At 66.4% G+C, this 19,093-nt stretch carries 17 protein-coding genes; 7 read left to right on the top strand and 10 right to left on the bottom strand.

Features of this window, described 5'->3' with window-relative positions; genetic code table 11:
- Positions 1-8: 8 nt before the first annotated feature.
- The 5 genes from treS to pbpG form a co-directional block, all read right to left on the bottom strand.
- Positions 9-2,078 carry a maltose alpha-D-glucosyltransferase gene (gene treS / locus P5704_014095; protein WOF77197.1) on the bottom strand — a complete coding sequence of 690 codons (2,070 nt, stop codon included), beginning with the start codon at positions 2,076-2,078 and terminating at the stop codon, positions 9-11.
- A 57-nt stretch (positions 2,079-2,135) separates the two neighbouring features.
- Positions 2,136-3,674: a PepSY domain-containing protein gene (locus P5704_014090; GenBank protein ID WOF77196.1), complete on the bottom strand. Its 1,539-nt coding sequence runs from the start codon at positions 3,672-3,674 to the stop codon at positions 2,136-2,138.
- Positions 3,675-3,679: 5 nt separating this feature from the next.
- Complete coding sequence (locus tag P5704_014085) at positions 3,680-5,728, bottom strand: TonB-dependent receptor (protein ID WOF77195.1); 2,049 nt, start codon at positions 5,726-5,728, stop codon at positions 3,680-3,682.
- A 122-nt stretch (positions 5,729-5,850) separates the two neighbouring features.
- Entirely contained in the window at positions 5,851-6,240 is a 390-nt protein-coding gene (locus P5704_014080; protein ID WOF77194.1) for a DUF2946 domain-containing protein, read from the bottom strand.
- Positions 6,241-6,365: 125 nt separating this feature from the next.
- Entirely contained in the window at positions 6,366-7,304 is a 939-nt protein-coding gene (gene pbpG, locus P5704_014075; GenBank protein ID WOF77193.1) for a D-alanyl-D-alanine endopeptidase, read from the bottom strand.
- Between the two features lie 236 nt (positions 7,305-7,540).
- Here pbpG and P5704_014070 point away from each other — a divergent pair, with 236 nt between their 5' ends.
- Positions 7,541-7,849 (top strand): DUF883 family protein, encoded by a 309-nt coding sequence (locus P5704_014070; protein WOF77192.1) that lies wholly within the window; start codon positions 7,541-7,543, stop codon positions 7,847-7,849.
- A gap of 12 nt (positions 7,850-7,861) precedes the next feature.
- Positions 7,862-8,473 (top strand): NAD(P)H-binding protein, encoded by a 612-nt coding sequence (locus tag P5704_014065; GenBank protein ID WOF77191.1) that lies wholly within the window; start codon positions 7,862-7,864, stop codon positions 8,471-8,473.
- On the opposite strand, the gene aroE is transcribed toward P5704_014065, so the two are convergent.
- On the bottom strand, positions 8,470-9,282 hold the full coding sequence (gene aroE, locus P5704_014060; GenBank protein ID WOF77190.1) for a shikimate dehydrogenase: 813 nt from the start codon (positions 9,280-9,282) through the stop codon (positions 8,470-8,472). The genes P5704_014065 and aroE overlap by 4 nt on opposite strands.
- 63 nt (positions 9,283-9,345) lie before the next feature.
- The gene (gene hemF, locus P5704_014055; protein ID WOF77189.1) at positions 9,346-10,266 is read right to left on the bottom strand and encodes an oxygen-dependent coproporphyrinogen oxidase; all 921 of its coding nucleotides are present in this window, start codon (positions 10,264-10,266) and stop codon (positions 9,346-9,348) included.
- Positions 10,267-10,419: 153 nt separating this feature from the next.
- On the opposite strand from hemF, the gene P5704_014050 reads away from it, so the two are divergent.
- A complete protein-coding gene (locus P5704_014050) occupies positions 10,420-11,397 on the top strand; it encodes an NADPH:quinone reductase (protein ID WOF77188.1) in 978 nt (325 codons plus the stop codon).
- 54 nt (positions 11,398-11,451) lie between these two features.
- Here P5704_014050 and P5704_014045 read toward each other — a convergent pair whose 3' ends face one another.
- From P5704_014045 to P5704_014035, 3 genes are all read right to left on the bottom strand, one after another.
- Complete coding sequence (locus P5704_014045) at positions 11,452-12,009, bottom strand: Sua5/YciO/YrdC/YwlC family protein (GenBank protein WOF77187.1); 558 nt, start codon at positions 12,007-12,009, stop codon at positions 11,452-11,454.
- Positions 12,010-12,185: 176 nt separating this feature from the next.
- Entirely contained in the window at positions 12,186-13,283 is a 1,098-nt protein-coding gene (gene dprA, locus P5704_014040) for a DNA-processing protein DprA (protein WOF77186.1), read from the bottom strand.
- An 83-nt stretch (positions 13,284-13,366) separates the two neighbouring features.
- Positions 13,367-14,392, bottom strand: a complete 1,026-nt coding sequence (locus P5704_014035) for a LysM peptidoglycan-binding domain-containing protein (protein WOF77185.1) — start codon at positions 14,390-14,392, stop codon at positions 13,367-13,369.
- A 148-nt stretch (positions 14,393-14,540) separates the two neighbouring features.
- Between P5704_014035 and def the strand changes: the two genes are divergently transcribed.
- The 4 genes from def (at position 14,541) to trkA (ending at position 18,970) form a co-directional block, all read left to right on the top strand.
- Positions 14,541-15,047: a peptide deformylase gene (gene def / locus P5704_014030; GenBank protein WOF77184.1), complete on the top strand. Its 507-nt coding sequence runs from the start codon at positions 14,541-14,543 to the stop codon at positions 15,045-15,047.
- A 210-nt stretch (positions 15,048-15,257) separates the two neighbouring features.
- Positions 15,258-16,202: a methionyl-tRNA formyltransferase gene (gene fmt / locus P5704_014025; GenBank protein ID WOF77183.1), complete on the top strand. Its 945-nt coding sequence runs from the start codon at positions 15,258-15,260 to the stop codon at positions 16,200-16,202.
- A complete protein-coding gene (rsmB, locus tag P5704_014020) occupies positions 16,199-17,521 on the top strand; it encodes a 16S rRNA (cytosine(967)-C(5))-methyltransferase RsmB (GenBank protein ID WOF77182.1) in 1,323 nt (440 codons plus the stop codon). Before fmt ends, rsmB begins: the two co-directional genes overlap by 4 nt.
- Before the next feature lie 75 nt (positions 17,522-17,596).
- A complete protein-coding gene (gene trkA, locus P5704_014015; GenBank protein WOF77181.1) occupies positions 17,597-18,970 on the top strand; it encodes a Trk system potassium transporter TrkA in 1,374 nt (457 codons plus the stop codon).
- Positions 18,971-19,093: the final 123 nt, after the last annotated feature.

Raw genomic sequence — 19,093 nt, 5'->3', positions numbered from 1 at the left:
GAGGGCCTTCAGATCACCGGCGACGCGGCGCTCACCACGCGCAGGGCCAGGCCTTCGTAGGGGTCGAGGTTGAAGGTCAGCTCGCAGTTCTCGGTGAGGTCGCCTTCGACCCGCTCGTGGATGATGTCCACTACCGGGCCGGGCGCGACGCCGGGCAGGCAGACGGTTTCGCTGATGGTCTCGGCGCTGAAGTTCAGCGCGGTGATCTGCACGCCTTTGCCGGCCGGCAGTTCGTGAACCATGATCAACAGCCCCGGCGCCTGCACATCGGGAATCAGGATCTGCTTGCTCGCGGCGATGTCGTAGGCCTGGCGCACGCTGAGGATGCGCTTGAGCTGGCAGGCGAAGGAGCCGCCGTGCTGCAGCTGCTCGGCCAGGCTGCCGTACAAGGCGCGGGCTTTCGGCAAGCCTTCGGCGGACGTCGACGCCTCGGGTGCCAGGTCCGCCAGGTCATAACCGCCACGGTTGATCCAGCGCGTGTCGCCATCGCCCATCAGATGCTCGACCTGCTCGGGCGCCAGCGGCAGGGCGCCGACCAGATCCCAGCCGGAGAGGGCGAACACGCCGGGCTGCATGGCATTGAACATCACCAGCAGGAGATGCAGGCGCTGGATCTGCTCCACTTCGGCTGGGCCGATGGCGTCCAGATCACGGATATTCAGCGCCGCCGCGATCACGCTGGCGGTGGTGCAGGCCACGCCGTTGGTGACGAACTTGAGGTTGTAGGGCGCGTGCTCGCCGGTCAGCCGTTCGTACAGCTCCTCACGAATCAGCTCGCGCAGGTGCCCGCCGGGCAGCGTCTGACCCTTGTAGTGGTAGTGGTCGTAGGCATGCAGCGTCCAGAAATGCACCAGCTCCAGGGTCAGCTCGTCGTGGTTCTGCAGCGCATGGATCAGCGAGGCCGGGTCGATGCCGAAGGCGTGCACCTCGCGCAGCATCATGCGCAGGAACTCGGTGTCGCCGGTCACCAGCGCGTGGTGGTAAGCCGGACGGGTGATGAAGTCGTAGGACAGGTCGGCGCCGCCGTGGGACATGGCGGCGATGTCGTCGATGGTCAGGTTGAGTTCCTGGAAGCTGAAACCACCGGCCTTGCGGATCGCGCCGGCGAGCAGCTGGTTGCCGGTGACCGACAGCGGGTGGCCTTCGGACCAGGCGGTGCCCTCGGCCCGTCGCTCGACGCCGAGGAAACCGTTGGCATCCAGGCGCAGCACCCGCGCGCCGGCGACGTCGATGGCATGCAGGGCATCGCCGATGATCAGCTGCTGGGCGGCGAAGGTCGGATCGAGCCAGTTCAGCGAGGGCTGGCCTTCCTTGAAGTAGTGCAGGTAGACCCAGCGCCTGACCTTGCCGTCGACGCCGGTGATCTCGCCGGTGACGCTCCAGTCGGTGTCCTTGATGCCGGGCTCGAAGAAGATCACCCGCTGCAGCTGGCCGACGATGTAATGCTTTTCATGCAGGCGGTCGACCACCGGCGGTTCGAGGTTGACCGAATCGCGTCCCGGCGGCACCTCGGGCAGCAGTTCCCAGTCTTCCTCGCGGATCTCCACCATGTGGTAGAGCCCGGGGTAGTCGCCGTAGGCCATTTCCGCGAGGCGGAAGTCGGCGCCCTTGCCGGTGTGCGCCGGAACGATGTCGTCGATGACGATGGCGTTGTGCGCGGCGGCGACCCGGCTGAGCTGCAGCATCTGCTCTTCGGTGCCCAGCTTCGGGTCGATATCGAAGCTGATGCGATCGAAGTTGCCGTCGATGGTCGGCGTGAATTCGCGACCACGCAGGCCACCGGAGCGTTTCATCGGACCGTTGTGAATGCCCTGCACACCCAGCTCGGAGAGCGCGCTCCACAGGCGATCATCACCCAGCGCTTCGAGCACCGTACCGCCCTCCGGGGTGATGATGGCTGCCGGGTAGGCGGTGAACCACACCGAGCCGATGGCGCTGGCATCGCGCGGCCGTGCCTGGGCGTAGGGCCGCTGCCAGAGCCGCGCCTGGCCGGCGTAGAGGCGCGAGCGCTCGCGCGCCGCGTGCAACATGGACTGGTCCACCAGCCACTGGATATAGCTATCGTCTGGGGTGCTCATGCGACCTCGGTTCCCGCTGTGCTAAGGGAAATGTAGTCGTTTGAGTCGAGTGCTCCGTCATCGTTGCATCGGATCGTCCGCCGAAGTTGTCCCGGCCAGCCGCGACGGCCGGGCATCCGACGCGGCCCGTGGCCGACCGCGCAGACGGCGCCAGCCCAGCAGCACGCCGCTGACGGCGATCACCAGCATGCCGGCGCTGAACGCCAGCAGCAGGCCGTCACGCAGCAGCGGCCGTTGCAGCAAGGGCAGCCAGTCCCAGCTGTGCAGCAGCTTGAACACCCAGCGCACGGCCCGCCGGCGCTGGTCCAGCTGTTCGATGACGGTGCCGCTGTAGGGATCGATGTGCAGCCAGGTCGCCGCCGGATCGTCGAAACGCACCCGCAGCAGCGGCAACCGTCGCGGCAGATGGCTGTAGAGGCTCGGTTCGCTGCGGGCGTAGTAGTGGAAGTCTTCCTGTTCCAGCCAGTCGAAGCGCAGCCGCTGCTCCGGCCAGGCCTGGCGGACCTGGCGCTCCAGCACCGCGCGTTCCAGGCGCAGCTGTGCCGGCGCGGAACTGGTCGCCGACAGGATGCGGGTTTCACCCCTGGCATCGATGCCGAGCAGATAGGGCTGATCACCGAGCACCTGCCATTGCAGTTCCACCGCCGCGATACCGGCCTCGCGGAAACGTGCCAGCGTGGCGCTCAGATCCGTATCCAGCGCTTCGGCATTCAGCGGCGCTTGCTGCAGCGCGGCGGCGTCGATGGTCGAGCGTTTCTCGAACAGGCTCCAGGGCTCCATCGACAGCATGCCGCTGACCAGCCAGACCAGCAGCGCCACGCCGATCAGCAGGCCGCCAACGTGATGCACGCGGCCAGCACCGGCCGGGTAGGGCGAGTGCGAGCCGTTGCGGTAGCGGCCGGCGAAGCGCCAGCGCAGCAGCCCGATCGCCATGCCCAGCAGCACCAGCACCGCGGCGAGCAGCGCACCGTAGACCAGCGCCACCGACCAGAGCGCCTTCGGCATTACCTCACGCAACGGGTAGAACCAGTGCAGCCAGGCCCCCAGCAGGTTCCAGGCACGCTCGTGGGCCGTGGCGTCGCGCACCACCAGCCCGGTATGGCTGGACACGTACAGCAGACGCCGTTCGGCATCGTCCGCCTGGAGGCGATACAGCGGTCGCTCGCGGGCCAGCGCATGATTGCGCGTCCAGGCGTCCTCCTCGACCCGGTCGAGCAAGCGCACCTCGGCACCGGCGAATTGCCGCGCGCTGGCCAGGGCCTCGGCAGCGCCGATGTGTCGGATGCGCGTGCCGCTGCGTGCATCCACCACCAGCAACGGACCGTCGCCGTAGTCCAGCAGATAGCGCGGCGAGCCACCGGCGCCCGTCAGACGCAGGCTGAGCGGGGTACGCGGGTCTGCGCCGGCGGCAAGCGCTGCGCCCGGTGCGATGCAGCAATCGGCACTCAGCGGCTGCAAGCGCGACAGGTGCTCGGCCGGCGTCAACTTGGGATAAGCGACGAAGAGCATCACCACGCCGCTGACGATCCAGAGCAGGACGAACAGGCCCAGCCCGATGCCCAGCCAGCGGTGCGCGAGGTACAGATAGCGCTTCATGGCGGTCAGAAGTCCAGAGTCACGGCGGCATACAGCGCGCGGCCATCACCCGGCGCATGCAAGGTCTCGGCACCGTCGTACCAGACGTACTCGTAGTAGCGGTCAGTAAGGTTCTTCAGCTGCAGGTCGACGGCCAGCTGCTCGGTCAGCTGGTAGCTGGCGCCCAGGTTGAACAGCACGTAGCCGCCGTACTTGCCCTGGATGTTCTCGCGCTCGAGGTAGTAGTCGGTCTGGCCGTTGAGCCAGGCGCTGAGCTGCAGCTCCGGCGCCGCCTGGTAGGTGCTGCCGGCCGAGTACAGCCGCTGCGGCACGTGGTCGATCTGCCGGCCCTGGCTGGCCGGCAGGCTCGGGTCGGCCTTCTCGATCTCGGAGAACTGCCAGGAGTGCGCCAGCCACAGGCTCAACTCCGCGCTCGGGTAGAGGTTGAGCTGGGCGTCGTAGCCCCAGCGGCGCGTCTGCCCGAGGTTCTCCGATTCACCGCTGGGGTCGTTGAGCCGGCGCCGCACCTCGTCCGTGGCCACCTGCTCCCAGTAGGCGATGCGCCCATCGATCCAGTGCGCTGGGCTGAACTTGATGCCGGTTTCCCAGCCATCGTTGATCGATGGCGAGAGATCGCTGGTGCGCGGCGGCACCTTGTAGGCGGCCGCACCCGTGCCGATCTGGAAGGTCCGGCCCCAGTTGCCATACAGGCTCAGCTGCTCGATGGGGGTGTAGATCAGGCTGATCTTCGGCTGCTCGATGCTGCCGTAGTCGTTGATGGCGTAATCGTTGCCACTCAGCTCATCGGTGAAATCGCCCCTGATGCGATCGACGCGAAACGCCGGGATGATCTTCAACGACTCGACCGGCTGGATCACCGCCTGCAGGTAGGCGCCGTAACTGTCGTAGTCGAAACGCTGGTCGCGGGTCTGGGTCACGACCTGGCGCTCGACGGTGGTGTAGCGCTCGCTGCGGTTGCGCTGCTGCTCGGTGTCCAGGCCGCCTTCGAGGGCCAGGTCATGCAGCCAGGACAGGACCGGCCGGTAGGTCAGCGAGGTGCGCGCGCCGTAGTGTTTCTCTTCCGTCGTGCGCCGCTGTTGCGGCTGGGCCTGGGAGAAACGCACCCAGCGGTCGTCGTCCAGGGTGTTGAGCCAGACCTTGGTCGACCAGCTGAGATCGCTGGCCAGCTGGCTGTCCAGATGCAGGCTGAGCTGGTTCATGCGCCGCTCGCCCATGTCGCTGGCCGACAGCGCATAGGACCGGCGTGGCGAGTGCCGTGCGTCCTCACGCGACAGGTAACCCGGCTCGTCGGCCTCGGCCTCGTAGTGCCGGGCGATCAGACCCAGGCGCCAGTTGCCGTCATCCGGCGTGTAGAACCATTTGCCGGACAGGCTGGTGCGTTCGCTGCCGGCATGGTCGCGATAGCCGTCGCTTTTCTGCTGGCCGATGAAGTAGTTCTGCGTCCAGTTGCCGCTTTCGATGCCCTTGGCCAGCTGCAGCTCCTGGGTGTCGTAGCTGCCGTAGCGCAGGCGCGCCTTGCCGTAGTCGCCACCGATGCGCGACTGCACGGCGACGTTACCAGCGATGTTGTACAGGCCATAGCGCGGGTCGTTGGTGCCACGCACCACCTCGATGCCGTCGATCTCCAGCGGAAACAGCATGTCCAGATAGGGCATGTTGCCGTCGTTGCTGTTGCTCGGGACACCGTCGATCAGCAGCTTGACCGCGTTGACCTCGCCTTCGCCATTGAAGCCGCGAAAGGACAGCTTGCCCGAGGTGGTGCCCTGGCCGAATTCGGTGAGCATCACCCCCGGCGCACGACGAAAGAGCTCCCAGGCATAGAGCACCGGTTGCTGTTCGAGGATGTCGCCGCCGAGCAGATCGACCGAGCTGATCACACTGCTGGTCGGCAGGCCACCACCCGACTGGGTCGCGGTGACGGTGCTGCTGCCCAGCGACAGGGCGGAGGCGGCGGTATCGGCAAGGCTTGCCGGCACATAGGCAGCGGCCAGGGCCGCGACAAGCAGACAGGGCAGCGCAGGGCGCCGCGAAGGGTGCGCAGGATGTTCGAGCATCTCGCATGTTCCTTGTGCAACAGGCAGGGCCGTACGGCGAATAGCCGCAGGCGGACGCCAACACCACAGTGGTCAGTGCAGGCAGTTCAGGCGTAGCAACGAGGGGGGTGACGCCGGCGGCGTCAGGCGAGGGGAGAGGCGCGAGGATTGAGGGCCGGCCACTGTTGCCGTGGCGACGGCCGATGGGCACGGGCTTCGACAATGAGGACAGGGCCGCCCCGAATGTCCTGCGGCAACAGCGGCGCTGCGCCGGGCAGCGCCGCCAGGCCCATCGAACCGGCACAGCAGCAGCACGGCGGCATCCCGCCATGGGCGCTCGGCTCATGCTCGCCATGGGCCGTCGACTCGTGCAGCGCGTGCGAGTGCTGCTGCGCCTGCATCAGCGGGCAATGTCCGCTCCAGCCGAGCAGCCGCTTGGCATCCGCCGGCAACAGGCCCGACAGCGGCATGCTCAGCAGATGGATCAGCAGGGCGAAGCTGGCGAACCAGGCGGGGAGGCGGCGGCGTGTCATCGGTGATCCGAGCAGGCGCAGGTATGCATGGCGTTCATGACAGGAACGACTCTCAACAAAAAGAGTTGAGCAAACTCACGAATGTTCGCTGCGCGACGCACTCGCCACGCAACGAACAGCGGACCTCAGCGGGCGTCGAGCAGTGCCTGCGCCGCGTCGGTGGGCTGGCCAGCCAGCTGGCGCTGCGCCTGCTTCTGCTGCTTGTAGGCCAGCGCGGCGGCCGGCACCGGCGTCACGGTGCCGGTTTCCAGCCATTTCTTCAGGCGGTTGGCATCGGCCATGTGGGTGTACTTGCCGAACGCGTCGAGCACCACGAAGGCCACCGGGCGCTGCTTCATGGTGGTGCTCATCACCAGGCAGTGGCCGGCGGCATTGGTGAAGCCGGTCTTGCTCAGCTGGATGTCCCAGTTGTTCTTGCGTACCAGGGCGTTGGTGTTGCGAAAGCCGAGGGTGTAGTTCGGCTTGCGGAAGGCCACGGTCTTCTCGCCGGTGGTGCTGAACTGCTGGATCAGCGCGTACTGGCGACTGGCGCGGATCAGCTTGACCAGGTCATTGGCACTGGAGACGTTGCGCTCGGACAGCCCGGTGGGCTCGACGTAATGCGTGCGGGTCATGCCCAGCGCCCGCGCCTTGGCGTTCATCGCCTGGATAAAGGCCGAGTAGCCGCCCGGATAGTGGTGGGCAAGGCTCGCAGCCGCGCGGTTCTCGGAAGACATCAGGGTCAGCAGCAGCATCTCGCGACGGCTGATCTCGCTGCCGATACGCACGCGGGAGAACACGCCCTGCATCTCCTTGGCATCGCGGATGGTCACCGGCAGGGCCTGATCCAGCGGCAGCTTGGCATCCAGCACGACCATCGCGGTCATCAGCTTGGTCACCGAGGCGATCGGCACCACCATGTCCGGATTGCTGGAATAGAGCACTTCGTTGGTCTTCAGGTCGACCAGCAGGGCGCTGCCGGAGGCGAGTTCCTGAACGGTCGGCTTGGCGGCTTGGGCATGGATGGCTGGCAGCGCGGCCAGGCAGGCGAACAACAGACTGGCGAGGGTACGACGAAAGTTCACGATGGGTTTTTTCCCCGCGATGGAAGGGCGAAATGCGCTAAATGCGACGTGGTAGACGTTGCGCCAGTATAGGGAATCGCCCGCAGACTCGCCTCTTTCCGATGAACGGTTCGTCGGACGAAGCAGCGCCAGAGCAGCCGCTTGAGGTTCCGGCCGGCGCTGCATGCGAAGACCGGGCCGCACCTCTGCCTGTTTTCGGAGTCCAACAACCACACTTACCGAGGGGAGGTCCCACCATGTCCCGTTTCAGCAAAGCCACCACCCGCGAAGAAGTCCAACACGAGATCGACAGCCTGATGCGCGCGCTCGATGAGCTCAAGCACGATGCCGCCCACGACTCGCGCAAGCGCCTGAGCGCACTGCGTTCGCGTGCCGAGTCGCTCTGGCACGACAACGATTGGGATGAGCACTATGCCGATATCTCCCGACGCACTCGCGAAGCCAGCCGTGCTGCGCGTGAATGCGCCAAGGAACATCCGCTGGGCACCCTGGCCCTGGCCGCGGGCGCCTTTGCCGTGATCGGCTATCTGATCACCCGCCGCTGATCGGCAACCGTCATGCTCAATGCCGAAACGCCGCGGTTGAAGTTCGCCCTGTACGGCGCCCACGACGACCTCGGCAGTGCGCTGCTGGTGGAGCTGCTCAGCCGCCAGCATGAGGCCGTGGCATTGCTCGACGACCTCAATTCGATAGCCGCCCGGCCGGGTCTACGGACCAAGCCGGGCGACCCGTTCGATGCAGTGAGCGTCAGCGAGAGCGTGGCCGGGATGGATGCGGTGGTCTGCCTGTTTCAGACGCCGCGGCTGCCGGGAGCCGATGCGGTTACCGGCGAGTCGCCCCAGCGCGATTTCTACCAGGCGGTCGAGGCACTGTTGCTCGGCCTGGAGCGTGCCAAGGTGGAACGCCTGCTGCTGGTTGCCGATTTCCCGGCAATCGAGCTGCAGCCGGAAGTCGAAGCGGCGCTGCAACGCCTGATCGCCCATCCGCTGAACTGGACGCTGGTGGACGCGCCCTCAGCCGGTGACCAGCTTACCGTCGAGGCGCTGGCCGAAGCGGCTGGCAAGGGCGACGCCAATCCCTATCGGGAGCTGCAGCGCATCGCCGCCGGCATCGTCGATGAACTGGAAAGCCCCCAGCACATCCATCAGCGCATCCACTTCAGTAGCTAACTAAGCTGCCGGCGCAGTTCGGCAAGCACCGGCGCGCTGTCGGGGCGTACGCCGCGCCACAGTTCGAAGGCCTCCGCCGCCTGCTCGACCAGCATGCCGAGCCCGTCACGAGTGTCCGCGCCCAGCGCTGCCGCCCACTGGCAGAACGCCGTGGGCCTGGCGGCGTACATCATGTCGTAGCAGAAGGTCTGACCTGGCCGGATCAGGCTGTCGGCCAGCGGTGGCAGTTCGCCACCGAGGCTGGCCGAGGTGCCATTGATGATCAGGTCGACCGGTTCGGTAAGCTCGGCGAAGGTGCTGGCGGACAGCGGGCCCAGTTCGGCGAATTCCTGCGCCAGCTGTTCGGCCTTGCTCGGCGTGCGGTTGGCGATGATCAGCGCCGCGGGCTTGTGTGCCAGCAACGGCTCGAGCACGCCGCGCACGGCCCCGCCGGCGCCGAGCAGCAGGATGCGCTGTCCACGCAGCGCCACGCCGGCCTTCAGCAGATCGCTTACCAGCCCGGCACCGTCGGTGTTGTCACCGAGCAGGCGGCCGTCTTCGAGCTTCTTCAGGGTATTCACCGCGCCGGCCCGGCGGGCACGCTCGGAGAGTTGATCGGCCATCCCATAGGCCTGTTCCTTGAACGGCACGGTGACGTTGGCGCCCTGGCCGTCGCGGAAAAACGCGCGGGCGAACCCGGGAAAGTCGTCCAGCGGCGCCAGCAGCGGTTCGTAGCTCAGCGCCTGGCCGGTCTGCGCGGCGAACAGGGCGTGGATCTGCGGTGATTTGCTGTGGCCGATGGGGTTGCCGAAAACGCCGTAGCGGTCCATGGGACTCCTAAGATGAAAGCAGGAAGCTTGAAGCTTGAAGCTTTTTTCTTCCCGCTTCCAGCTTCAGGCTTCCTGCTCTCCAAGCCAATCGCGGTCCTGCAGGAAGTATTCAGTCAGGCGCGCTTCCGGAGTGCCCGGTTCGGGATGCTTGTCATAGCCCCAGGCCACTTGCGGCGGCAGCGACATCAGGATGGATTCGGTACGCCCGCCCGATTGCAGGCCGAACAGGGTGCCGCGGTCGTAGACCAGGTTGTATTCGACGTAGCGGCCGCGGCGCAGCAGCTGGAACTGCCGCTCGCGGTCGCCGAACGGCGTGGCCTTGCGGCGCTGGACGATGGGCAGATAGGCGTCGAGGTAGGCATCGCCGACCGCGCGCATGAAGGCGAAACTGGTGTCGAAATCCCACTGGTTCAGGTCGTCGAAGAACAGCCCGCCGACGCCGCGCGGCTCGTGGCGGTGCTTGATGTGGAAATAGCGATCGCACCATTCCTTGTAGCGCGGATAGACATCCGCACCGAACGGCGCGCAGGCGTCCCGCGCGACCCGGTGCCAGTGCACGCAGTCTTCTTCGGCGCCGTAGTAAGGCGTCAGGTCGAAGCCGCCGCCGAACCACCAGACCGGTTCCTCGCCTTCCTTCTCGGCGATGAAGAAGCGCACGTTGGCGTGGGAGGTGGGTACATACGGGTTGTGCGGGTGGATCACCAGCGACACGCCGAGGGCCTCGAAGCCGCGCCCGGCCAACTCCGGGCGATGGGCGCTGGCCGACGGCGGCAGGCTGTCGCCATGCACGTGGGAGAAGTTCACGCCGCCCTTCTCGATCAGTGCGCCATTCTCGATCACGCGGGTCCGGCCACCACCGCCACCGGGCCGCGTCCAGGCATCCTCGACGAAGCGCGCGCCGCTATCTTCGCCCTCCAGCGCAGCGCAGATGCGGTCCTGCAGATCGAGCAGGTAGGCTTTGACGGCTTCGGTCCTGTGGTTCACGAAATCACCTTGCAAATGGCCGCTCGCAGCCCCTCGAGGCGCGGCTGAGCGGTGCTTGAAACGGGGTCGGCCGGCAAGCATAGCATTCAGCCGATTGACGAACGCAGCCCCGGCGGGTTGGATAGACGCTCTTTCAATGACCAGGAGCCAGACATGTCCCAGCGCATCCAATTCAGCCAGCACGGCGGTCCCGAAGTCCTGGAACAGGTCGATGTGCCGCTCAGCGCGCCGGCCGCAGGCGAAGTGCGGGTGCGCAACCATGCCATCGGCCTGAACTTCATCGATACCTATTTCCGTGGCGGTCTGTACCAGCCGCCGAGCCTGCCATCCGGGCTGGGCGTCGAAGGTGCCGGTGTGGTCGACGCGGTGGGCGAGGGCGTGCAGCACCTGAAGCCGGGCGATCGGGTCGCCTATGCCACCGGCCCGCTGGGTGCCTACGGCGAACATCACACGCTGCCGGCGCGGCATCTGGTCAAACTGCCGGATTCGATCAGCTTCGAGCAGGCTGCCGCGGTGATGCTCAAGGGCCTGACCTGCCAGTACCTGCTGCGCCAGACCCACTCGCTGCAGGCCGGCGAGACGGTGCTGTTCCATGCCGCCGCCGGTGGCGTCGGATCGATCGCCTGTCAGTGGGCGCGCGCACTGGGCGCACAGTTGATCGGCGTGGTGGGCTCGGCGGAAAAGGCCGAGCGGGCCAAGGCCCTCGGCGCCTGGGCCACCATCGATCGCACCCGCGAGGACGTGGTGCAGCGCGTGCTGGAGCTGACCGAAGGCAGGAAGTGCCCGGTGGTCTACGACTCGGTGGGCAAGAGCAGCTGGGAGACCTCGCTGGACTGCGTCGCCCCACGCGGCCTGCTGGTCAGCTTCGGCAACGCCTCCGGCGCCGTCACCGGGGTGAACCTGGGTGTGCTGGCGCAGAAGGGCTCGCTGTTCGTCACTCGGCCGACTCTGGCCGGTTACGCCGACACGCCGGAACGGCTGCAGGCCATGGCCGATGAACTGTTCGAGATGATCGGCAGCGGCAAGATCCAGGTCGAGATCGGCCAGCGTTATCCGCTCAGCGAAGCGGCCGAAGCCCAACGCAAACTGGCGGCGGGGGAAACCACCGGATCGACCATTCTGCTGCCCTGACCGCCGCGGCGGCTGCCTTTATAAGGGCAGCCGCGCAGCGGTTTCACCGTCGGTTCAGGCCGGACGAATCACTTCGCCCGTGCGCAGATCGCGAATGACGCTGGGGTTGCGCCGTCCGCCCAGCGGGCCGGTGAACACGGCGTCGAGCTGACGCGGAAAATACTGCTCGACCCGCAGCCGCGAGCGCGCCGCGGGACGACCGGCAGGGTTGGCGGATGTCGAGACCAGCGGGCCGGTCAACGCACACAACCGCGTGACCAGTGGATGATCGGTTACCCGCAGCGCGACGCTGTCGTGCCGCCCGGTGATCCACTCCGGCAGGCGACCGCGATGCGGCACCAGCCAGGTGTTCGGCCCCGGCCAGGTACCAGCCAGGCGGTCCAGCCAGCGCTCGGGCAGATCCTCCAGCAGGAAATCGAACTGCTCGATGCTGTCGGCGATCAGGATCAGGCCCTTCTCCACCGGCCGCTCCTTGAGCGCCAGCAGGCGCAGCACCGCCTCTTCGTCCCATGGGTCGCAACCCACACCCCAGACCGCTTCGGTCGGGTAGGCGATCACTCCGCCGGCGCGAACCACCCGCGCCACTTGCTGCACACGCCAATCGCCGATCATGCCGACCTCTGCCTGACTGAAAAACCGGCAGTTTACCCAAGGCATCTGCCGTCGAGCAGGGGGCTGGGCGGCCGATTCGCAACAGCCTGCAACAGACCATCCGCATTTCGAGCGCGCAAACGACAGGGCGTGGATCGGCATTCGCACGACAGGTCTGCTGTGCGGCTCGGCTTCGCCTAATGCGAGATCACCGTCCAGAAACCGTTGTCGCAGGCCACCAGCCCGTCGACTTCCAGTTCGGTCAGCTGCGCCAGCACCTGCCCCAGCGGCTGTTCGAGCACCATGGCCAGTGCTTCGCTGCTGCGCGGGGTGGCCAGCAATTCGCGCAGCAGCGGATTGTCCGGCTGCTTCGGCGTCGGGCCTTCGCCGTCGGACGACCCGACGCGCTGCCAGCCACGCAGGGCTTCGAGCACATCCTCGACCGACTCCACCAGCGCCGCGCCCTGGCGGATCAGCTGATGGCAGCCACGGGCGCCGGGATGATGGATCGAACCAGGAATCGCGTAGACCTCGCGGCCCTGCTCGGCAGCGAGTCGCGCGGTGATCAGCGAACCACTGGACGGACTCGCCTCGACCACCAGCACGCCCAGCGAAAGGCCGCTGATGATGCGATTGCGCCGCGGAAAATTGCTCGCCTGCGGCGGACAGTCCAGCGGCAACTCGGACACCAGCGCGCCGCCTGCTTCGACGATCTGCCGGGCGAGGCCGATGTGACGCTGCGGATACAGCCGTTCCAGGCCGGTACCGAGCACCGCGACGGTCTTGCCGTCAACATCCAGCGCACCCTGATGCGCAGCGCCATCGATGCCCAACGCCAGCCCGCTGGTGATGACGAAGCCGGCACCGGCCAGGCTGCGGGAAAAGGCGTGGGCATTGTCCAGACCATTGCGCGAGGCGCGGCGGCTGCCGACCATCGCCAGCTGCGGTCGCTCGAGCAGGCTCGGATCGCCGGCAATGAACAGCAGCGGGGGCGCATCCGGCAGTTCAGCGAGCAGTGCCGGGTAGTTGGGATCGTCCCAGCAGAGCAGATGCCGGTCCGGCTGCTCCAGCCAGGCGAGGGCGGCACTGGCACGCTCGCGGATGTCGGCACTGCGTCGTGGCTCGGCACAACTGACCGGCAACCCCAGCGACCGCCAGGCACTGGCCGGCGCGCTCAAGGCCGACGCGGCATCGGGAAAGGCGCTCAGCAACTTGCGCAGGCGGCGTGGGCCGAGTTCGGGCAATAGATGCAGACGCAGCCGGGCTTCCAGCTCGGCAGGGGAAATGGCAGGCACGGTGAACACTCCTTGTCTCGTTACACCGCATCCGTGCGGTGTCGCAGCATGAAAAAACCCCGCTTTCGCGGGGCTCTGTTGTTTCAGGGGTTACGGACCTTGTCGCTCACCGCCAGTGAGCGGGTGGCCTGCAGTATCAGGCCGTAGCTGAGCTTGTCGTAGGTGCGGAACACCATCAGCAGACCGGAACGCTCGTCCGGAATCTTCACGTTCTCGCCGGTCACGCGGTCACGTACGGTTTCGCCGGTCTTGTAGACCGCCAGCACGTTGCCGTCCTGCAGACCGTCGCGAGCCCCCTTGTTCAGGGTGACCACGTCGAACTGGCCGATCTGGGTAACGCCACGCGGTACATCGAGAATCACGCCGTCCACATCCGTCGAAGGCGAGCTGGGCATGAACGTCGAGTTGATCGCACGCTCTTCGCTGGGGAACAGGCGATCACCGATGCGGGCTTCCTGGGTGGTGCGGGTCAGGTGCATGGTGGCGATGTCGCCTTCGACCTCGACGATGTCCACGGTGCCGATGTCATCGGCGTTGATGCCGAGGAACTCGCCGGTTTCCGGATCGACGTAGGTCTTGCCCTGACGGAAGATGCCGTACGCCGGCATGTTCTCTTCGAAGCTACCGCGGCCGTAGATGCGGTCGCCCGCGCCGCTGACCACCCGCTCGGCGTTGCCGGCGACGATGTAGGGCGCACCCTGGAACTGCTCGGCGGTGTCGATGATGCGGTTGCTCAGCAGGAAGCTGTTGATCGCCTCCAGCGGAATGGTCGGGATGGCTTCGGCCATCGGCGTGGTGCGTACGGTCGGCGAAAGCTTGATGGTGCCACGCGAGGCGCCGCGGTCGAGCACCAGGCGCGGCTGGCCGTCAACGTAGACCAGGCTCAGGGTGTCGCCGGGATAGATCAGATGAGGGTTGGCGATCTGCGGGTTGGCATGCCACAGCTCCGGCCATTTCCACGGCTCGCGCAGGAAGCGGCCGGAAATGCCCCAGAGTGTGTCGCCCTTCACCACTGTATAACGCTCCGGATGGTTGTCCTTGAGCTGCACCGCAGCCTGGGCGAGCCCGCCAACGGCCACCAGCAGCAGGGCGAGTAGTGATTTCCTCATGTGGTGAATCCCTTTATTATGTGCCTTCACGTAAAGCGCCCTAGCGCCGCGGAACCCTTTTGGATCGCGGCATTAAGCCGTTTTCCATGCTGCTCGGCATCTTAGCAGCGGCTTTTGACTTTATTCCATAAGTGCATCACAAACGCATATGGCCATTCTGAACATCCTTGAATTTCCCGATCCGCGGCTGCGCACCATCGCCAAACCGGTGGATGTGGTCGATGACGGCATCCGTCAGCTGATCGACGACATGTTCGAGACCATGTACGAGGCTCCGGGCATCGGCCTGGCCGCGACGCAGGTCAATGTGCACAAGCGCGTGGTGGTGATGGACCTGTCCGAAGACCGGTCCGAGCCGCGAGTCTTCATCAATCCCGAATTCGAATCGCTGACCGACGAGATGGATCAGTACCAGGAAGGCTGCCTGTCGGTCCCGGGCTTCTACGAGAACGTCGACCGCCCGCAGAAGGTGCGGATCAAGGCGCTGGATCGTGACGGCAAACCCTACGAACTGGTCGCCGAAGGCCTGCTCGCGGTGTGCATCCAGCACGAGTGCGATCACCTCAACGGCAAGCTGTTCGTCGACTACCTGTCCAGCCTCAAGCGCGACCGGATCAAGAAGAAGCTGGAAAAGATCCACCGCCAGCAGGCTTGATTCCCGACCCTCAAAGGCTTGCTATACAGACTGAGTGAAAACGTCGCGAGCGAAGGTTAGGCAAGGACTAGGCGTCCCCGCAAAAACAGGCGAGGAAGCGGAGTTTACGGGTTGTAAATGAGCATTCCGAGCCTGGTTTCAACGCAGCATCAACCGAGCGCAGCAGTTTTCAGCAGCCTGTGCCGCAAGCCTTTTTCTTAGCGAGCCCCCATGACCCAGCCCTTGCGCATCGTTTTCGCCGGCACCCCGGAATTCGCCGCCCAGCACCTGCAAGCCCTGCTCGACGCGGGCAAATCGATCGTTGCCGTCTACACCCAGCCGGATCGCCCCGCAGGACGCGGCCAGAAGCTGATGCCCAGCCCGGTCAAGCAGCTCGCGGTGCAGCACGATATTCCGGTATTCCAGCCGCAGACGCTGCGGGACCCGGCGGCGCAGGCGGAATTGGCAACCCTGCAGGCGGACCTGATGGTGGTGGTCGCCTATGGCCTGATCCTGCCGCAGGCGGTGCTCGACTTGCCGCGCCTGGGTTGCATCAACAGTCATGCCTCGCTGTTGCCGCGCTGGCGTGGTGCCGCGCCGATCCAGCGCGCGATCGAAGCCGGTGACAGCGAATCCGGCGTCACCGTGATGCAGATGGAGGCGGGCCTGGACACCGGTCCGATGCTGCTCAAGGTCAACACACCGATCACTGACGACGACAGCGGCGGCACGCTGCACGACCGTCTCGCCGTACTCGGCTCGCAGGCCGTGGTGCAGGCGGTCGATGCCCTGGCCGACGGCACGCTCGCAGGGGAAGTGCAGGACGATCGCCTCGCCACCTATGCGCACAAGCTGAGCAAGGACGAAGCCCGCATCGACTGGACCCGCCCGGCGCTCGAGCTGGAGCGGCTGATCCGTGCCTTCAACCCCTGGCCGATCTGCCACAGCACGCTCAATGGCGAAACGCTGAAGATTCACGCCGCACGCCTCGGCGAGGGCCAGGGCGAGCCCGGGCACATCCTCGAAGCGAGCAAGGCCGGACTGACCGTTGCCTGCGGTGAAGGCGCCCTGTCGCTGACTCGCCTGCAGCTGCCCGGCGGTAAGCCACTGGGCTTCAGCGACCTGTACAACAGCCGCCGCGAGCAGTTCGCCCCCGGCCTGGTGCTCGGTCAATGAACCCGCGCCTGGCCGCCGCCCGTGCGCTGAGCGTCGTGCTCTCGGGCAAAGCCTCGCTGGGCAGCAGCCTGCCGGAGGTCCTGGGCAAGGTCGACGCCCGCGACCGCGGCCTGACCCAGGACCTGGCCTTTGGCACCGCGCGCTGGCAGCCACGCCTGGCCGGCCTGGCTGACAAGCTGCTGCAGAAGCCATTCAAGGCTGCCGATCGCGATGTCGAAGCCCTGTTGCTGGTCGGCCTGTATCAGCTGCTGCATACCCGCATCCCGGCCCATGCCGCCATCGGCGAAACCGTCGGCTGCGTCGACAAGCTGAAGAAGCCCTGGGCCAAGGGCCTGCTCAACGCCGTGTTGCGCCGCGCCCAGCGTGAGGGCGAAGCCCTGCTGGCCGAACTCGAGCACGATCCGGTGATTCGCGTCGCTCACCCGCGCTGGCTGCAGAAGGCGCTCAAGGCCCACTGGCCCGAGCACTGGGAAGCCATCTGCGCGGCCAACAACGCGCACCCGCCGATGATGCTGCGGGTCAATCGCCGGCAGGTCAGCCGCGACGCCTATCTGGCTGAGTTGCAGGCCGCCGGAATCGACGCCCATTCGTGCGAGCTCAGCGAGGACGGCATTCGCCTGGCCGCGCCGTGCGACGTGCATCAGCTGCCCGGCTTTGCCGAAGGACGGGTCAGCGTGCAGGACGAGGCCGCACAGCTGGCCGCCGCGCTGCTCGACCTGGCGCCGGGCCAGCGCGTGCTGGACGCCTGCTGCGCACCGGGTGGCAAGACCTGCCATCTGCTCGAGCGCGAGCCACAGCTGGCCGAACTGGTTGCGCTGGATCTGGAACCCAAGCGATTGGTGCGCGTGCGGGAAAACCTCGAGCGCCTGCAGCTCAACGCCGAACTGGTCGCCGACGACGCCCGCGCCACCGAGCGCTGGTGGGACGGCAAGCCGTTCCAGCGCATCCTGCTCGACGCGCCCTGTTCGGCCACTGGCGTGATCCGCCGCCACCCGGACATCAAGTTGACACGCCAGGCCGATGACATCGCCCCCCTTGCCACGCTGCAGGGCGAGATGCTCGATGCGCTGTGGCCGACCCTCGACGTCGGCGGCGTCCTGCTCTATGCCACCTGCTCGGTGTTGCCGACCGAGAACCGCGAGGTGATCGGCGCCTTCCTCGAACGCACGCCCGGCGCCCGTGAGCTGGATCTGCCAGGCGGCTTCGGCCTGCAGCAGCCGCATGGTCGCCAGCTGCTGCCGCAGGAGAACGGCCACGACGGCTTCTACTATGCCAAGCTGATCAAGATCGCGGCCCAGCCACGTGGCGTCAGTGGCTGAGCCGAAACCCCGGCGCGGTGCGCGCGGGCCCAACATGGAAGCGGCGGCAAGCGTCCGCCTCTCAGGAGTGATCGCGTGAAGATCATCATTCTCGGCGCCGGCCAGGTCGGCGGTACCCTCGCCGAACACCTCGCCAGCGAAGCCAACGACATCACCGTGGTCGACACCGACGGCGACCGTCTGCGCGATCTCGGCGACCGACTCGACATCCGTACCATCCAGGGACGCGGCTCCTTCCCCACGGTCCTGCGCCAGGCCGGCGCAGACGACGCCGACATGCTGGTGGCGGTGACCAACAGCGACGAAACCAACATGGTCGCCTGCCAAGTCGCCTACACCCTGTTCCATACGCCGACCAAGATCGCCCGCGTGCGCGAAGCGGCCTATCTGGTGCGCTCCGGTTTGTTCGCCAACGAGGCGATCCCGGTCGATGTGCTGATCAGCCCGGAGCAGGTGGTCACCAACTACATCAAGCGCCTGATCGAGCATCCCGGCTCGCTGCAGGTGATCGACTTCGCCGAAGGCAAGGCGCAGCTGGTGGCGGTGCGCGCCTACTATGGCGGTCCGCTGGTCGGCCAGGAGCTGCGCCAGCTGCGCCGTCACATGCCCAACGTCGATACCCGCGTGGCCGCCATCTTCCGTCGCAACCAGGCCATCCTGCCCCGAGGCGACACGCTCATCGAGGCCGATGACGAGGTGTTCTTCATCGCCGCCAGGGGCCATATCCGCGCGGTGATGAGCGAAATGCGCCGGCTCGACGAGAATTACAAACGCATCGTCATCGCCGGTGGCGGCCACATCGGCGAGCGACTGGCCGAAGCGATCGAGAGTCGCTATCAGGTGAAGATCATCGAGATGAATCCGGCGCGCTGCCGCTACCTGTCGGACACGCTGGACAGCACCATCATCCTGCAGGGCAGCGCTTCGGACCGCGACCTGCTGGTCGAGGAGAACATCAGCGAAGCGGACGTGTTCCTCGCGCTGACCAACGACGACGAGGCCAACATCATGTCGTCGCTGCTGGCCAAGCGGCTGGGCGCGCGCAAGGTGATGTGCATCATCAACAACCCGGCCTACGTCGATCTGGTTCAGGGTGGCGAGATCGACATCGCCATCAGCCCGCAGCTCGCCACCATCGGCACCCTGCTCACGCACGTGCGCCGCGGCGACATCGTCAGCGCCCACTCGCTGCGCCGTGGCGCGGCCGAAGCCATCGAGGTGATCGCCCATGGCGATCCGCGTTCGAGCAAGGTGATCGGGCGTCCCATCGAGAAGATCGCGCTGCCGCCGGGCACTACCATCGGTGCGGTGATTCGCGACGACCAGGTGCTGATCGCCCATGACGACACACGAATCGAGTCCGGCGATCACGTCATCCTGTTCCTCGTCGACAAGAAGCATATTCGCGACGTCGAGCGCCTGTTCCAGGCCGGTCTGACTTTCTTCTAGCGATCGTTGCGACTGCATAGACGGCCCGCCACTCGGCGGGCCGTTTCGTTTTTTCAATTACCCACCACTCCTGGCCCGATCAGCTGCAATACACGGCATTCCTGCCGATCGCCTCCATTCGAT

Source organism: Pseudomonas sp. FeN3W, from assembly GCA_030263805.2.
Taxonomy (GTDB): Bacteria; Pseudomonadota; Gammaproteobacteria; order Pseudomonadales; family Pseudomonadaceae; genus Stutzerimonas; species Stutzerimonas stutzeri_G.
Note: the sequence above shows the minus strand (reverse complement) of the source record. Positions and strands in the feature narration are given on the sequence as shown.

Coding starts and splice junctions, on each gene's coding strand:
- def (WOF77184.1), top strand. CDS start 14,541: ATGGCCATTCTGAACATCCTTGAATTTCCCGATCCGCGGCTGCGCACC.
- rsmB (WOF77182.1), top strand. CDS start 16,199: ATGAACCCGCGCCTGGCCGCCGCCCGTGCGCTGAGCGTCGTGCTCTCG.
- P5704_014065 (WOF77191.1), top strand. CDS start 7,862: ATGCTCAATGCCGAAACGCCGCGGTTGAAGTTCGCCCTGTACGGCGCC.
- treS (WOF77197.1), bottom strand. CDS start 2,078: ATGAGCACCCCAGACGATAGCTATATCCAGTGGCTGGTGGACCAGTCC.
- P5704_014080 (WOF77194.1), bottom strand. CDS start 6,240: ATGACACGCCGCCGCCTCCCCGCCTGGTTCGCCAGCTTCGCCCTGCTG.
- P5704_014050 (WOF77188.1), top strand. CDS start 10,420: ATGTCCCAGCGCATCCAATTCAGCCAGCACGGCGGTCCCGAAGTCCTG.
- aroE (WOF77190.1), bottom strand. CDS start 9,282: ATGGACCGCTACGGCGTTTTCGGCAACCCCATCGGCCACAGCAAATCA.
- P5704_014045 (WOF77187.1), bottom strand. CDS start 12,009: ATGATCGGCGATTGGCGTGTGCAGCAAGTGGCGCGGGTGGTTCGCGCC.
- P5704_014070 (WOF77192.1), top strand. CDS start 7,541: ATGTCCCGTTTCAGCAAAGCCACCACCCGCGAAGAAGTCCAACACGAG.
- fmt (WOF77183.1), top strand. CDS start 15,258: ATGACCCAGCCCTTGCGCATCGTTTTCGCCGGCACCCCGGAATTCGCC.
- P5704_014085 (WOF77195.1), bottom strand. CDS start 5,728: ATGCTCGAACATCCTGCGCACCCTTCGCGGCGCCCTGCGCTGCCCTGT.
- P5704_014035 (WOF77185.1), bottom strand. CDS start 14,392: ATGAGGAAATCACTACTCGCCCTGCTGCTGGTGGCCGTTGGCGGGCTC.
- P5704_014090 (WOF77196.1), bottom strand. CDS start 3,674: ATGAAGCGCTATCTGTACCTCGCGCACCGCTGGCTGGGCATCGGGCTG.